Below are 15,311 nucleotides of genomic sequence, written 5' to 3'. Positions count from 1 at the left end.
CCGACCCGCCTGCCGACGCCGGTACGTGGCCCACGAAGCGCCCGCCCCCGCACAACAGCCGGGAACGGGCGCTTCGCCGTTCGAGCGAGGCGGCGCCGGGCCCTAGGCCCGTGACCGGTGCGCCACGTACGCCAGCGTGCCGAGCAGCAGCCGGGCCGCCGGAGGCTTCGTCGCCGCGTCCAGCGCGGGTGGCCGCAGCCAGCGCACCGGGCCCAGGCCGGCCCGGTCGGAGGGCGGCGCGGTGATGTGCGTACCGGGGCCGAGGCCGCGCAGGTCGAGGGCGGAGGGGTCGTCCCAGCCCATCCGGTACAGCAGTGCGGGGAGCTCCGCGGCGGCGCCCGGGGCGACGAAGAAGTGGGCACGGCCGTCCGGGGTCGCGGTGACCGGGCCGAGGGGGATGCCCATGCGCTCCAGGCGGACCAGCGCCCGGCGGCCGGCTGGCTCGGCGACCTCGATCACGTCGAACGCCCGCCCGACCGGCAGCATCACGGCGGCGCCCGGGAACTCGGCCCAGGCCTTGGTCGCCTCGTCCAGCGTGGCCCCGGCGGAGACCCGCGGCGCGAACGCGAGGGGGTGCGCGCCCGGCGTGGGGCAGCCGGCGAGGCCACAGGAGCAGGCGCCCGCCGAGGCCCGCGCGCCCGGCACCACGTCCCAGCCCCACAGTCCGGTGAACTCGGCGACGGCGGTGCACTCCGACGTGCGCCCGCGCCGACGTGCGCCGGAGCGGATCTCGCGGATGCCGCCGATCGTGAAGTCCATGCCCCCTCCAACGGGTCCAACTCGCCGGTGGTTACGCGGCGGAACGAGACGGAGACGCAAAGTGACCTCCGTGGCTCCGCCTTCCCCTCTTCCCGCTTGTTGCAGACGGTTTCCCGCTTGCCGCGGACGGCGTCCGGAAGCGCTCAGGGTCGTACGCCCGGCCGCGCGCGCCCCTGGATGCATCGCTGCATCACTTCCGGCCGCTCTGTGTCAAGTGAATCGCGCCTGGCCGACCGTGAGTTCATTCGAAGGGGTGGCGAATGGTGGCGTTTCCGGGATCGTCGTGGCTGCGTCAGTGATCGTAGGATTACGGTGTGTGCACGAGTCCTGGGGGCACATGCACTTGTGGGTATGCCGGAGGCAAGTCGGCATCTCGTTCGAAGGGTGAGAACCGCCGGACGGGAGGCCGTATTTACCGGCATTCTGATAAGGCTTGGCGCAGTCGGCGACAAGTGGTTTCAGGGATGGGGGCGTTCCAGTGGGCGGCAATGGCGGTAGCGGGACGAACGCTGACAAGCGCCCCAACGAGCTGCTCGGCTCGTGGTTCGTGCGCAGCGGCTGGTCCAAGGGTGAGCTCGCCCGCCAAGTCAACCGCCGGGCCCGCCAGTTGGGCGCCAACCACATCTCCACGGACACCTCGCGGGTGCGCCGCTGGCTGGACGGGGAGAACCCGCGCGAGCCGATCCCCAGGATCCTCTCCGAGCTGTTCTCCGAGCGGTTCGGCTGCGTCGTCTCCGTCGAGGACCTCGGTCTGCGCGCCGTCCGCCAGTCACCCTCCGCGTCCGGCGTGGACCTGCCCTGGACGGGCCCGCAGACGGTGGCACTGCTCAGCGAGTTCTCGCGCAGCGACCTGATGCTGGCGCGGCGCGGCTTCCTCGGAACCTCGCTGGGCCTGTCGGCGGGCCCGTCCCTCATCGAGCCGATGCAGCGCTGGCTCGTCCCCTCGCCGTCCACACCCGTCCCGCACCAGGCCGGGCCCGTCGCCGAGCCCCGCCGCCCGGGCCGTCTGTCCAAGCCGGAGCTGGACCTGCTGGAGACCACCACGGTGATGTTCCGGCAGTGGGACGCGCAGTGCGGCGGCGGCCTGCGCCGCAAGGCCGTCGTCGGCCAGCTGCACGAGGTCACCGACCTCCTCCAGGAACCCCAGCCCGAGGCCACCACCCGCAAGCTCTTCCAGGTCGCCGCCGAGCTCGCCGAACTCGCGGGCTGGATGTCGTACGACGTCGGGCTCCAGCCCACCGCGCAGAAGTACTTCGTCCTCGCCCTGCACGCCGCCAAGGAAGCCGGTGACAAGCCGCTCGGCTCCTACGTCCTGTCCAGCATGAGCCGCCAGATGATCCACCTCGGCCGGCCCGACGACGCTCTGGAACTGATCCACCTCGCACAGTACGGCAGCCGCGACTGCGCGAGCCCGCGCACCCAGGCCATGCTGTATGCGATGGAGGCCCGCGCCTACGCCAACATGGGCCAGCCCGGCAAGTGCAAGCGGGCGGTGCGGATGGCCGAGGACACCTTCGCCGAGGCCCACGAGTGGGACGATCCCGACCCCGACTGGATCCGCTTCTTCTCCGAGGCCGAGCTGTACGCGGAGAACTCCCACTCCTTCCGCGACCTCGCCTACATCGCGGGCCGCAGCCCCGCCTACGCCTCCCTGGCCGAGCCCCTGATGCAGCGGGCCGTGGAGCTGTTCGCCAAGGACCACGAGCACCAGCGGTCGTACGCGCTGAACCTCATCGGCAAGGCCACCGTGCATCTGCTGCGCCGCGAGCCCGAGCAGAGCGCGGTCCTGGCCTCGCAGGCCATGCAGGTCGCCAAGAAGGTCCGCTCCGAGCGGGTGAACACCCGTATCCGAAAGACCGTCGACACCGCCGTCCGTGACTTCGGCGACCTCACCGAGGTCATCGAGCTCAGCGACCAGCTCGCCGTCGACCTCCCGGAGACCGCCGAAGCGGTCTGACCCCGCGAAACCCCGGCCGCGGCCGGCCCTCCCGAACTGTCCGACTCGGCTCCCCCATGCCAGGTCATCGGAAGGCCGTCCGCGGCCGGTTCCCCTTCTTTGCGCCTAAACCGGCGCCGCTCTCGCGGACGTGGTTGCTCGCCGTCGGGGTTCCTCAATTGATGGTTGCGGCCGCGTGCGCCGAAGGTTGCGCCACGATAACGATCGGCGCAACCGGCATCCGGCAATTCACTGACGCGTAACACACAGGGCGTCTTCGTCACCCCGGCGAAACAACGAGGGGCTTCCACCGAAACCGCGCTGCGCCAATCTCATGGCGCATAACCGGCCCACCCCTCACTGACCGGACCGCTCAAGGCTTCGCCCGCACGGGGCCGTACCAATCGACGAGGAGACGCCGATGGCACCAGCCATCACGCTTGCCGCGGAGGCACCCAAGCTGTCTGCCGCGAACACAGGCTTCATGCTCATTGCTTCCGCCCTGGTGCTGATCATGACACCGGGCCTTGCCTTCTTCTACGGAGGCATGGTCCGCGTCAAGAGCACCCTCAACATGCTGATGATGAGCTTCATCAGCATGGGCATCGTCACGATCCTGTGGGTGCTCTACGGCTTCTCCATGTCGTTCGGTACGGACCACGGCTCGCTGATCGGCTGGACCTCCGACTACTTCGGCTGGGCCGGCATCGACAAGATGGACCTCTGGCCCGGCTACACCATCCCGGTGTTCGTCTTCGCCGTCTTCCAGATGATGTTCGCGATCATCACGCCGGCCCTGATAAGCGGCGCCCTCGCGGACCGCGTGAAGTTCTCGGCCTGGGCCCTCTTCCTCGTCCTGTGGGCCACGATCGTGTACTTCCCGGTCGCCCACTGGGTCTGGGGCACCGGCGGCTGGGCCTACGAGCTCGGTGTGATCGACTTCGCCGGTGGTACGGCGGTCCACATCAACGCGGGTGCCGCGGCGCTCGGCGTGATCCTCGTCATCGGCAAGCGCGTCGGCTTCAAGAAGGACCCGATGCGCCCGCACAGCCTCCCGCTGGTCATGCTCGGCGCCGGTCTGCTGTGGTTCGGCTGGTTCGGCTTCAACGCCGGCTCCTGGCTCGGCAACGACGACGGCGTCGGCCCGCTGATGTTCGTCAACACCCAGATCGCCACCGCCGCGGCCATGCTGGCCTGGCTCGCCTACGAGAAGATCCGCCACGGCGCGTTCACCACCCTGGGCGCCGCCTCCGGCGCGGTCGCCGGTCTGGTCGCCATCACCCCGTCCGGTGGTGCGGTCTCCCCGCTGGGCGCGATCGCCGTCGGCGTCATCGCCGGTGTCGCCTGCGCCGCGGCCGTCGGCCTGAAGTTCAGGTTCGGCTACGACGACTCCCTCGACGTCGTCGGTGTCCACATGGTCGGCGGAATCATCGGCTCCCTGCTGATCGGCTTCTTCGCCAGCGGCAAGGGCCAGTCCGACGTCAAGGGCCTCTTCTACGGCGGCGGCCTGGACCAGTTCTGGAAGCAGTGCGCCGGTGTCTTCGCGGTACTCGCCTACTCCCTGATCGTCTCCGCCGTCCTCGCCTTCCTCCTCGACAAGACCATCGGCATGCGGGTCACGGAGGACGAGGAGGTGTCCGGCATCGACCAGGCCGAGCACGCCGAGACCGCATACGACTTCAGCGGCGCGGGCGGCGGTGTCGTCGGATCCGTCGCCGGTTCGGGCCTGGCCGCCGCCCCGCAGAGCAAGAAGGTGGACGCATGAAGCTCATCACCGCCGTCGTCAAGCCCCACCGGCTCGATGAGATCAAGGAGGCCCTCCAGGCCTTCGGCGTCCACGGACTGACGGTCACCGAGGCGAGCGGTTACGGTCGTCAGCGGGGCCACACCGAGGTCTACCGCGGTGCCGAGTACACCGTCGACCTGGTGCCCAAGATCCGCATCGAGGTGCTGGCCGAGGACGACGACGCCGAACAGCTGATCGAGGTCATCGTCAAGGCGGCCCGCACCGGCAAGATCGGTGACGGCAAGGTCTGGTCCCTGCCGGTCGAGACGGCCGTACGGGTGCGGACCGGTGAGCGCGGCCCGGACGCGCTGTAGAACAGAACCATCTGAATACAGTCAGGAGCGGCTGGGTGACGAGTACGGATGTGCGGAACGAAGCGGATGACTCGGGACCCAGCGGCTACGCGGCGGCCCGGCTGCGCCTCCTCGGTGACGGGGCGCGGTCCGGGCCGCCGCGCCGTGCCGCCCTCGCCCAGCTGACCGACGACTGGCTGTCGGGGCTGTTCGCCGCGGCGGCCGACGGACTGGGGGGCGTCTCCCTCGTCGCCGTCGGCGGCTACGGGCGCGGCGAGCTGTCCCCCCGCAGCGACCTCGACCTGCTCCTGCTGCACGACGGCGGCGACACCAAGGCGGTGGCCGCCCTCGCCGACCGGCTCTGGTACCCGGTCTGGGACCTCGGCCTCGCCCTCGACCACTCCGTGCGCACCGCGGCCGAGGCACGCAAGACGGCCGGCGAGGACCTCAAGGTCCAGCTCGGCCTCCTCGACGCCCGCCATCTCGCCGGTGACCTCGGCCTCACCGCCGGGTTGCGCACGGCGGTGCTCGCCGACTGGCGCAACCAGGCGCCGAAACGTCTCCCCGAACTCCAGGAACTGTGCGCCGAGCGCGCCGAACGACAGGGTGAGCTTCAGTACCTGCTGGAGCCCGACCTCAAGGAGGCGAGGGGCGGCCTGCGCGACGCCACCGCCCTGCGCGCGGTCGCCGCCTCCTGGCTGGCCGACGCCCCGCGCGAGGGCCTCGCGGACGCCCGGCGGCGCCTGCTGGACGTACGGGACGCCCTGCACCTGACCACGGGCCGGGCCACCGACCGGCTGGCGTTGCAGGAGCAGGACCAGGTGGCCGCCGAGCTCGGCCTGCTCGACGCCGACACCCTGTTGCGCCAGGTGTACGAGGCCGCGCGGGTCATCTCCTACGCCAGCGACGTCACCTGGCGTGAAGTGGGGCGCGTGCTGCGGTCGCGCGCCGTACGCCCGCGCCTGCGCGCCATGCTGGGCGGCGGCAAGCCGGTCGCCGAGCGGTCTCCGCTGGCCGAGGGGGTCGTGGAGCAGGACGGTGAGGTGGTGCTCGCCCGCGCCGCGCGACCCGAACGCGACCCGGTGCTGCCGCTGCGTGCCGCGGCCGCCGCCGCACAGGCCGGCCTCCCGCTCTCCCTGCACGCCGTACGCCGCATGGCGGCCAATGTGCGCCCGCTGCCCTCGCCCTGGCCCGCGGAGGCGCGCGAGCAGCTGGTCACGCTGCTCGGCTCGGGCCGCCCGACGGTGGACGTCTGGGAGGCACTGGAGGCCGAGGGCCTGATCACCCGGCTCCTGCCCGACTGGGAGCGGGTCCGCTGCCGCCCGCAGCGCAACGCCGTCCACCTCTGGACCGTCGACCGGCATCTGATCGAGACCGCCGTCCGCGCCTCCGAGCTGACCCGCCGCGTCAGCCGCCCCGACCTGCTCCTCGTCGCCGCGCTGCTGCACGACATCGGCAAGGGCTGGCCCGGCGACCACTCCGTGGCCGGCGAGATCATCGCCAAGGACGTCGCGGCCCGGATCGGCTTCGACCGCTCCGACGTGGCCGTACTGTCCGCCCTCGTACGCCACCATCTCCTCCTCGTCGAGACCGCCACCCGGCGCGACCTGGAGGATCCGGCCACCGTCCAGTCGGTCGCCGAGGCCGTCGGCACCCAGAGCACGCTGGAGCTGCTGCACGCCCTCACCGAGGCGGACGCGCTGGCCACCGGCCCGGCCGCGTGGTCATCCTGGCGGGGCTCCCTCGTCGCCGACCTGGTCAAGCGGGTCTCCGCCGTCCTCGCCGGCGACACCCTCGACGAGCCCGAGGCCGCCGCGCCCACCGCCGAACAGGAGCGGCTCGCCGTCGAGGCCTTCCGCACCGGCGGGCCGGTCCTCGCACTGCGCGCCCAGACCGAGCCGCCGGGCGAGGAACCGCCGGGCGAACCCGAGCCCCTCGGCGTGGAGCTCGTCATCGCCGTACCGGACCAGCCCGGCGTCCTGCCCGCCGTCGCCGGTGTCCTCGCCATGCACCGCCTGACCGTCCGGACCGCGGAACTCCGCGCACTGGACCTGCCCGACGGCTTCGAGGAGGGCTCGGTGCTGCTCCTGAACTGGCGGGTGGCCGCGGAGTACGGCTCCCTGCCCCAGGCGGCCCGGCTGCGCGCCGATCTCGTACGGGCCCTCGACGGCAGCCTCGGCATCGCCGCCCGCCTCGCCGAACGCGACGCCGCCTACCCCCGCCGCCGCGGCCGGGTGGCCCCGCCCCCGCGGGTCACGGTCGCCCCGGCCGCCTCCCACCACGCCACGGTGATCGAGGTCCGCGCCCAGGACGCGCCCGGGCTGCTGTTCCGGATCGGACAGGCACTGGAAGATGCGGGCGTACGGGTGCGCAGCGCGCATGTGTCGACCCTGGGATCCAACGCCGTCGACGCCTTCTACGTCACCGCGCCCAAGGGGGCACCGCTGCCGGGAGAGGAGGCGGTTTCGGTGGCGCGCGCGCTGGAGGAGGCACTGCGGGCGTGACCTTCTGGACAGGCGGGGACGATTGTCTTGCGCGGCCGGATACCCTGGAAGACGCTCAGACTGCCCCCGACTCCGAGGACCGACGCCGCCGTGTTCGATACTCTCTCCGATCGCCTCTCAGCGACTTTCAAGAACCTGCGCGGCAAGGGACGGCTCTCCGAGGCGGACATCGACGCCACGGCCCGCGAGATCCGCATCGCGCTCCTCGAGGCGGACGTGGCGCTGCCCGTCGTGCGGACGTTCATCAAGAACATCAAGGAGAGGGCGCTCGGCGCCGAGGTCTCCCGGGCGCTGAACCCCGCCCAGCAGGTGCTGAAGATCGTCAACGACGAGCTCGTCACCATCCTCGGCGGTGAGACCCGGCGCCTGCGCTTCGCCAAGCAGCCGCCCACCGTGATCATGCTCGCCGGTCTCCAGGGCGCAGGTAAGACCACGCTCGCGGGCAAGCTCGGCCGGTGGCTGAAGGAGCAGGGACACTCGCCCCTGCTGGTCGCCGCCGACCTCCAGCGGCCGAACGCCGTCAACCAGCTCAGCGTGGTCGCCGAGCGCGCCGGTGTCGCGGTGTACGCGCCCGAGCCGGGCAACGGCGTCGGTGACCCGGTGAAGGTCGCCAAGGACTCCATCGAGCACGCGCGGACCAAGGTCCACGACATCGTGATCGTGGACACCGCCGGCCGCCTGGGCATCGACCAGGAGATGATGCAGCAGGCCGCGGACATCCGCGACGCCGTCAGCCCCGACGAGATCCTCTTCGTCGTCGACGCCATGATCGGTCAGGACGCGGTCAACACCGCGGAGGCCTTCCGCGACGGCGTTGGCTTCGACGGCGTGGTGCTCTCCAAGCTCGACGGCGACGCCCGCGGTGGTGCGGCCCTGTCGATCCGCCAGATCACCGGCAAGCCGATCATCTTCGCGTCGAACGGCGAGAAGCTCGAGGACTTCGACGCCTTCCACCCGGACCGGATGGCCTCCCGCATCCTCGACATGGGTGACCTGCTCACCCTGATCGAGCAGGCGGAGAAGACGTTCAGCCAGGAAGAGGCCGAGAAGATGGCCTCCAAGCTGGCGTCCAAGAAGGGCCAGGACTTCACCCTGGACGACTTCCTGGCCCAGATGGAGCAGGTCAGGAAGATGGGCAGCATCAGCAAGCTGCTCGGCATGCTGCCCGGCATGGGGCAGATCAAGGACCAGATCAACAACCTCGACGAGCGGGAGGTCGACCGCGTCGCCGCGATGATCAAGTCGATGACCCCGGGCGAGCGCCAGGACCCGACGATCATCAACGGCTCGCGCCGCGCCCGTATCGCCAAGGGTTCCGGTGTCGAGGTCAGCGCGGTGAAGGGCCTGGTCGAGCGGTTCTTCGAGGCCCGCAAGATGATGTCCCGCATGGCCCAGGGCGGCGGCATGCCCGGCATGCCGGGGATCCCGGGCATGGGCGGCGGCCCCGGCCGGACCAAGAAGCAGCCGAAGCAGGCCAAGGGCAAGCAGCGCTCCGGCAACCCGATGAAGCGCAAGCAGCAGGAACAGGAGGCGGCCGCCCGCCGCGCCGCCGGAGCCCAGGGCGCCGGCGCCTTCGGCCTGCCGGGCCAGCAGGCCGGGGAGGACTTCGAGCTGCCGGACGAGTTCAAGAAGTTCATGGGCTGACACGCACCCACGCCGTACACCACTGAGGGCGCCCCTTCCGCGAAGGGGCGCCCTCAGCGCGTGCCATGGCCCGCTGTGTGCCGTAACGTCCAGATATGAGCAACGCCGGGCCACCCCCCAGGGTCCCCGACCGTCCGTGGCGCACCGAGGGCACCCCGGACGAGGCACCACGGCGGCCCGGCAGCAGATGGCCGCGCGGCCGATGGTGGGGGCTGGCCGTCACCGCGGTGATCGTCTTCCTGCTGGCGTACGTGGGGCTGAACTACCTCGGCCAGGGCAACGAGCCGACGATCTCGTACACGGAGTTCAGCAGGCAGGTCGACATGGGCAACGTCGCCAAGATCTACTCCAAGGGCGATGCGATCCAGGGGCAGCTCAAGAGCGCCCGCGGCAACCCCGAGGGCGGCGGCCAGTACACCAAGTTCAAGACGCAGCGCCCGGCCTTCGCCAACGACAACCTCTGGCGGAGCCTGAGCAACCATGGCGTCACGGTGACCGCGCAGCCGGTGGTGCAGCAGCGCAGCCTGCTGTCCAACCTGCTGCTCTCCCTCGCGCCGCTGGTGGTCCTGGCGGCGGTGTGGATCTTCTTCGCACGGCGGCTGCGCGCGGGCGGCCTGGGCGGCGCCGGGGGCATGCTCGGCCGCAAGGCGCCACCGAGGCCGGTCGAGCTCCGGCCCGGCACCCAGCGCACCACGTTCGCCGACGTGGCCGGCATCGACGAGGTCAAGGGCGAGCTGGACGACGTCGTCGACTTCCTGGAGCACCCCGACGTCTACCGCAGGATGGGCGCGAAGATGCCGCGCGGCGTGCTGCTCGCGGGGCCGCCGGGCACCGGCAAGACCCTGCTGGCGCGGGCCGTGGCGGGTGAGGCGGGCGTGCCGTTCTTCTCGGCCTCCGCCTCGGAGTTCATCGAGATGATCGTGGGCGTCGGCGCCTCCCGCGTCCGCGAGCTGTTCGGCGAGGCGCGCAAGGTGGCCCCGTCGATCATCTTCATCGACGAGATCGACACGATCGGGCGGGCCCGGGGCGGCGGCGCCTCGGTGAGCGGCCACGACGAGCGCGAGCAGACGCTGAACCAGATCCTCACCGAGATGGACGGCTTCTCCGGTTCGGAGGGCGTGGTCGTCATCGCGGCGACGAACCGCGCCGACATCCTGGATCCGGCGCTGACCCGGCCCGGCCGCTTCGACCGGGTGGTCAACGTCTCCCCGCCGGACCGCGGCGGACGCGAGGCCATCCTGCGGATCCACACCCGCGGGATACCGCTCGCCCCCGAGGTGGACCTGACCCAGGTGGCCCGCACCACCCCGGGCATGACAGGTGCGGATCTGGCCAATCTCGCCAACGAGGCCGTACTGCTCGCGATCAAGCGCAAACAGGAGCAGGTGACCCAGTCCGAGCTCTCGGAGGCCCTGGAGAAGGTGCAGCTGGGCGCCGAACGCACCCTGGTCATGCCCGAGGAGGACCGTCGCCGCACCGCCTACCACGAGAGCGGCCACGCCCTCCTGGGCATGCTCCAGCCCGGCGCCGACCCCGTCCGCAAGGTCACCATCGTGCCGCGCGGCCGGGCGCTCGGGGTGACCATGTCGACCCCCGAGGTGGAGCGGTACGCGCACTCGGAGGAGTACCTGCGCGGCCGCATCATCGGCGCCCTGGGCGGCATGGCGGCGGAAGAGGTGGTCTACGGGGTCGTCACCACGGGGGCGGAGAACGACCTCGAACAGGTCACCAACATCGCGCGCGGGATGGTGGCCCGCTGGGGCATGAGCGAACGCGTCGGCCGCCTCTCCGCCCTCCCGAGCGACGCCCAGCAGGCGTACGGGCTCGCCGCCGCCCCGCACACCCTCGACGTGATCGACGGCGAGATGCGGCGGATCGTCGACGAGTGCTACGAGGAGGCGTCCCGCAAACTGCTCGACCACCGCGGGCGGCTGGACGCCCTCGCCCACGCGCTGCTGGAGCACGAGACGCTGGAGGAGGCGGACGCCTACCGGATCGCCGGGATCACCCGTCTGACGAAGGACGGGGAGCCCCGCTGAGGACGCGGGCGACCCCGGCCCCCCCCCGGGCGCTTCCGGTCCCTCGGCCGACCCCGGCCTAGGGCACGCGGGCGATCAGGTAGCGGAAGATGTTCGGCATCCACACGGTGCCGTCCCCCCGCCGGTACGGATGCAGCGCCTCCGCCAGCTCCTTGCCCACCCGGTCCCGGTCCGCCGCGGCGACCGCCGTGTCGAGCAGGCCCGTCGACATGAGGCCGCGGGCGGCGCTGTCGAGGTCGGCGTATCCGAAGGGGCAGGCGACCCGGCCCGAGCCGTCCGGCTTCAGCCCGGCCCGCTGGGCGACCTCCTCGAGCTCGTCGCGCAGGGCGGGGCGCCACTGGGCGGGCCGGGTGGCCGCCCGCAGTACCGCCGACGTGGCGCAGCGCTCCTGCGGGCCCCAGCCGGCCAGCACCACGGGCGTCCCGCGCGCCGCGAGCGGGGTCGCCTCGGCGAGCAGCTCGCCGAGGTCCTCGCAGCCGGCCGCCAGGGACCCCACGGGGTCGAAGGCGGTGACCAGTGTGTAGGCGGGGGTGTCCGCGTCGGCCGCGTCCCGGAGTGAGCCGGCGACGATCCGGGTCCGGGCACGCGCGCGCGTGGTCCAGCCGTCCGGCTGGAGGCGTTGCCGCGCGAGGGCTAGTCGCTCGGGGGAGGAGTCGACGCCGGCGACTGCGGCCCCTCTGGAGGCAGCCATCAGCAGGGCGAGTCCGGAGCCGCAACCGAGGCCCAGCAGCCGTGTGCCGGGGCCCACTTCAAGTCGCTCGTAGACGGCCTCGTAGAGCGGGACCAGCATCCGCTCCTGAATCTCGGACCAGTCACGCGCGCGTGCGCACAGGTTCACGTGGGGAGCCGATCCCGCGTGAGACAGGTGTTGCCGCACGAGCGTAGGTGTCATAGGTAAGCGCCCCAATCCGCAGAGAGTTGCCGCTGTGCCCCGTTACGTGGCCCCCGTGCCGTGCGCTCGCACCTTCCACGTATGTCAGGTAACTCCCGGCTCGCGGCGGCGTCCAGTGCTAGTGGGGCCCTCCTTGTGCCTTCCCTGTGCCAGTGGCGAGAATTCACATCCCCGCAACGTGAGCCCGTACCATCTCGCCATGGCCAAGGCACCCGTTCTCACACCGCGGGCGGACGACTTCCCCCGGTGGTACCAGGATCTGATCAACAAGGCCGAACTGGCCGACAACGGTCCGGTGCGCGGCACCATGGTCATCCGACCGTACGGGTACGGGCTGTGGGAGCGGATGCAGGCGGAGATGGACGCCCGCATCAAGGAGACGGGCACCCAGAACGCGTACTTCCCGCTGCTGATCCCGCAGTCGTACCTCACCAGGGAGGCCGACCACGTCGAGGGGTTCGCGCCCGAGCTCGCGGTGGTCACGCACGGCGGTGGCAAGGAGCTGGAGGAGCCGGCGGTGGTCCGGCCCACCTCCGAGATGATCATCAACGACTACTTCTCGAAGTGGGTGCAGAGCTACCGGGACCTGCCCCTGCTGATCAATCAGTGGGCGAACGTGGTCCGCTGGGAGCTCAGACCGCGTCTGTTCCTGCGCACGACGGAGTTCCTGTGGCAGGAGGGCCACACGGCGCACGCCACCCAGCAGGACGCCCGCGACTTCGCCTCTCACATCCACCGCGAGGTCTACGAGGACTTCATGGTGAACGTGCTCGCCATGGACGTCGTTCCCGGCCGCAAGACCGCCAAGGAGCGGTTCGCGGGCGCCATCAACACCCTCACGCTCGAAGGCATGATGGGCGACGGCAAGGCCCTCCAGATGGCGACCAGCCACGAGCTGGGCCAGAACTTCGCCAAGGCCTTCAACACCTCGTACCTCTCCAAGGACGGCACGCAGGAGCTGGTCTGGCAGACCTCCTGGGGCTCGACCACGCGCATGATCGGCGCGCTGGTGATGATGCACGGTGACGACAACGGCCTCCGGGTTCCGCCGCGCCTGGCGCAGGTCCAGGTCGTCGTCCTCGCGATCAAGGGCGACGAGGCGGTTCTGGCCAAGGTCCGCGAGATCGGCGACCGGCTGAAGGCGGCCGGCCTGCGCGTCCAGGTGGACGACCGCATCGACACCCCCTTCGGCCGCCGCGCCGTCGACTGGGAGCTCAAGGGCGTGCCCGCGCGCGTGGAGGTCGGTCCCCGGGACCTGGAGAACGGCACCGCGATGCTGGCGCGCCGCATCCCCGGCGGCAAGGAGCCGGTGGCGATCGACAGGCTCGCGGAGGTCCTCCCGACGCTGCTGGAGGAGGACCAGGCGCTGCTGCTGCGGCAGTCCCGCGAGCGCCGCGAGTCCCGTACCTCGGACGTGTCCTCGACCGCGGAGGCCGTGGAGGCGGTCGGTGCCGGCGGCTGGGCGCGCATCCCGTGGGCGACGCTCGGCGCTGAGGGCGAGGCCGAACTGGCCGAGCACGCGGTGACCGTACGGTGTCTGGTCGCCGCGGACGGGTCCGTGCCGGACGACGAGGACGCCCCGGGTAACACCGCGATCGTCGCGCGCGCTTACTGAGTAGCGCCCTTTCGGCGGGAGAGCGACCGAAACGCTTCTTGCGCACGTGCGGATCCGGGCGACCCGGTGCGGGGACATCATCTACGCGCCGGGCCGTACGTGGCCGTACGTCAGGCTACGCACCGGCTTGGTAGGAGCTGTGCGGCTTCTCCGCAGATCAGCGCACCCGCCCTCGTCAGGACGCATCGGTGGCAACTGACGGGTACGTGCAAATTATTTGGGATGGCCCGGAATCGGAACACAGCGGCACCCAGGCTCGTTGTCATTACGTGAGCACGACACAGACACCACCTGTTCTCGCCGCAGAGCTGGCACAGGCGTGGGCCGACATTCAGCGGTACCACCCCGAGCTGCCGGACCTTGCCGCGCCAGAGTCCCTGATCGGAGAGTCGTCGTCCGCCTGCGGTCACGAGCTCTCCTTCGAGCGGCTGCTGCACGAAGCAGTCCACGGCATCGCCGCCGCGCGCGGAGTCCGCGACACCTCCCGCGCCGGCCGCTACCACAACCGCCGATTCCTCGCGATCGCCGAGGAGCTGGGCCTGGACCACCCCGACGAGCCGCACCCAAGCAGCGGTTTCTCGCTGGTCACGCTCAATCCCGAGGCGAAGCGGCGCTATCGGCCGACCATCGAGCGCCTTCAGCGCGCCCTGAAGGCCCACACGGCGGCGACCTCCGCCGACACCTCCCGTACGTTCCGCGGCCCGGCCGCCCGCCACGGCTCCTCCGGCGGCGGCGTCCGCGTCAAGGCGGTCTGCGACTGCGGCCGCAACGTCCGGGTGGTGCCCTCGGTCCTGGCCCAGGCCCCGATCGTGTGCGGCGGCTGCGGCAAGCCGTTCCGGATCCCGGAAGTCGTGGGGGCGGCGGCGAGCTGAGGTCGCGGCTGCTCGTGGCAGCCGTGACCCGGCCCTCCCCGCCGGGCGAGCACCCGACGTACCTCACCTCCGCGCCGGGTGCCCCTCAGGCATGCCCGAGCGAGCCCTCCCCACCCTCGGCCAAGAACGACCCGCCAGGTATGGCACAATGGCTAGCTGTACTCGACAGCCGCACAGGACCCCTCTCTCCTCCGGCTGACGCGTCCGTCGGGCACTCGGGTACCGCAACCCCACGCGGCAGCACCGCCGTGCCCAACCACGTCAAAACCAGGAGAATCCACTCCCGTGGCAGTCAAGATCAAGCTGAAGCGTCTGGGCAAGATCCGTTCGCCTCACTACCGCATCGTCGTCGCCGACTCCCGTACCCGCCGTGACGGCCGGGCCATCGAGGAGATCGGCAAGTACCACCCGACCTACAACCCGTCGGTCATCGAGGTGGACGCCGAGCGTGTGGCGTACTGGCTGGGTGTCGGCGCGCAGCCGACCGAGCCCGTGCTCGCCATCCTGAAGAAGACCGGCGACTGGCAGAAGTTCAAGGGCGAGCCCGCCCCGGCGCCGCTGCTCGTCGCCGCGCCGAAGGCCACGCGTCCGTCGTTCGAGGCTCTCGGCGGTGACGACGAGGGCAAGGGTGAGGCGATCACCCAGAAGAAGAAGGCTGAGAAGAAGGACGAGGCCGCGGCTGAGTCCGAGTCGACCGAGGCCTGAGCAGCATGCTCGAAGAGGCGCTTGAGCACCTCGTGAAGGGCATCGTCGACAACCCTGACGATGTGCAGGTCGCCTCGCGCGACCTGCGCCGCGGGCGGGTGCTCGAGGTCCGGGTGCACCCCGACGACCTCGGCAAGGTGATCGGCCGCAACGGCCGCACCGCGCGCGCCCTGCGCACCGTCGTGGGTGCCATCGGCGGCCGCGGTGTCCGCGTCGACCTCGTCGACGTGGACCACGTCCGCTGACGTTTCGCAGCACCGGCTCGG

Annotated in this window: 12 protein-coding genes; 10 read left to right on the top strand and 2 right to left on the bottom strand. The window is 71.3% G+C overall.

What is annotated here, in order from left to right:
• Positions 1-102: 102 nt before the first annotated feature.
• On the bottom strand, positions 103-759 hold the full coding sequence (locus ACWGJM_RS17775) for a bifunctional DNA primase/polymerase (protein ID WP_453412609.1): 657 nt from the start codon (positions 757-759) through the stop codon (positions 103-105).
• Positions 760-1,237: 478 nt separating this feature from the next.
• On the opposite strand from ACWGJM_RS17775, the gene nsdA reads away from it, so the two are divergent.
• From nsdA to ftsH, 6 genes are all read left to right on the top strand, one after another.
• Complete coding sequence (gene nsdA / locus ACWGJM_RS17770; RefSeq protein ID WP_453412608.1) at positions 1,238-2,716, top strand: transcriptional repressor NsdA; 1,479 nt, start codon at positions 1,238-1,240, stop codon at positions 2,714-2,716.
• 400 nt (positions 2,717-3,116) lie between these two features.
• A complete protein-coding gene (locus ACWGJM_RS17765) occupies positions 3,117-4,460 on the top strand; it encodes an ammonium transporter (RefSeq protein WP_453412607.1) in 1,344 nt (447 codons plus the stop codon).
• Positions 4,457-4,795: a P-II family nitrogen regulator gene (locus ACWGJM_RS17760; RefSeq protein WP_030990174.1), complete on the top strand. Its 339-nt coding sequence runs from the start codon at positions 4,457-4,459 to the stop codon at positions 4,793-4,795. Before ACWGJM_RS17765 ends, ACWGJM_RS17760 begins: the two co-directional genes overlap by 4 nt.
• Positions 4,796-4,830: 35 nt before the next feature.
• Positions 4,831-7,278 carry a [protein-PII] uridylyltransferase gene (locus ACWGJM_RS17755; RefSeq protein ID WP_453412606.1) on the top strand — a complete coding sequence of 816 codons (2,448 nt, stop codon included), beginning with the start codon at positions 4,831-4,833 and terminating at the stop codon, positions 7,276-7,278.
• A 90-nt stretch (positions 7,279-7,368) separates the two neighbouring features.
• Complete coding sequence (gene ffh / locus ACWGJM_RS17750; RefSeq protein ID WP_453412605.1) at positions 7,369-8,922, top strand: signal recognition particle protein; 1,554 nt, start codon at positions 7,369-7,371, stop codon at positions 8,920-8,922.
• Positions 8,923-9,017: 95 nt separating this feature from the next.
• Positions 9,018-10,961, top strand: coding sequence for an ATP-dependent zinc metalloprotease FtsH (gene ftsH / locus ACWGJM_RS17745; protein ID WP_453412604.1), 1,944 nt, complete (start codon positions 9,018-9,020; stop codon positions 10,959-10,961).
• Positions 10,962-11,019: 58 nt separating this feature from the next.
• Here the strand turns inward: ftsH and ACWGJM_RS17740 are convergent, their stop codons facing one another.
• Positions 11,020-11,853 carry a methyltransferase domain-containing protein gene (locus ACWGJM_RS17740; RefSeq protein ID WP_453412603.1) on the bottom strand — a complete coding sequence of 278 codons (834 nt, stop codon included), beginning with the start codon at positions 11,851-11,853 and terminating at the stop codon, positions 11,020-11,022.
• A gap of 199 nt (positions 11,854-12,052) precedes the next feature.
• On the opposite strand from ACWGJM_RS17740, the gene proS reads away from it, so the two are divergent.
• The 4 genes from proS to ACWGJM_RS17720 all read left to right on the top strand — a co-directional run bounded on the left by proS (position 12,053) and on the right by ACWGJM_RS17720 (position 15,290).
• On the top strand, positions 12,053-13,468 hold the full coding sequence (proS, locus tag ACWGJM_RS17735; protein WP_453412602.1) for a proline--tRNA ligase: 1,416 nt from the start codon (positions 12,053-12,055) through the stop codon (positions 13,466-13,468).
• Positions 13,469-13,737: 269 nt separating this feature from the next.
• Positions 13,738-14,340, top strand: a complete 603-nt coding sequence (locus tag ACWGJM_RS17730; protein ID WP_132855956.1) for a hypothetical protein — start codon at positions 13,738-13,740, stop codon at positions 14,338-14,340.
• Between the two features lie 285 nt (positions 14,341-14,625).
• Entirely contained in the window at positions 14,626-15,045 is a 420-nt protein-coding gene (gene rpsP / locus ACWGJM_RS17725; RefSeq protein ID WP_453412601.1) for a 30S ribosomal protein S16, read from the top strand.
• Between the two features lie 5 nt (positions 15,046-15,050).
• Positions 15,051-15,290: an RNA-binding protein gene (locus tag ACWGJM_RS17720; protein WP_005479813.1), complete on the top strand. Its 240-nt coding sequence runs from the start codon at positions 15,051-15,053 to the stop codon at positions 15,288-15,290.
• Positions 15,291-15,311: the final 21 nt, after the last annotated feature.

The sequence above is a fragment of the Streptomyces sp. NPDC054834 genome (assembly GCF_053611185.1).
Note: the sequence above shows the minus strand (reverse complement) of the source record. Positions and strands in the feature narration are given on the sequence as shown.

Excerpts from the sequence above, each read along its gene's own strand:
- proS (WP_453412602.1), top strand. The coding sequence starts at position 12,053 with ATGGCCAAGGCACCCGTTCTCACACCGCGGGCGGACGACTTCCCCCGG.
- ACWGJM_RS17765 (WP_453412607.1), top strand. The coding sequence starts at position 3,117 with ATGGCACCAGCCATCACGCTTGCCGCGGAGGCACCCAAGCTGTCTGCC.
- ACWGJM_RS17740 (WP_453412603.1), bottom strand. The coding sequence starts at position 11,853 with ATGACACCTACGCTCGTGCGGCAACACCTGTCTCACGCGGGATCGGCT.
- ACWGJM_RS17760 (WP_030990174.1), top strand. The coding sequence starts at position 4,457 with ATGAAGCTCATCACCGCCGTCGTCAAGCCCCACCGGCTCGATGAGATC.
- ACWGJM_RS17720 (WP_005479813.1), top strand. The coding sequence starts at position 15,051 with ATGCTCGAAGAGGCGCTTGAGCACCTCGTGAAGGGCATCGTCGACAAC.
- ftsH (WP_453412604.1), top strand. The coding sequence starts at position 9,018 with ATGAGCAACGCCGGGCCACCCCCCAGGGTCCCCGACCGTCCGTGGCGC.
- ACWGJM_RS17775 (WP_453412609.1), bottom strand. The coding sequence starts at position 759 with ATGGACTTCACGATCGGCGGCATCCGCGAGATCCGCTCCGGCGCACGT.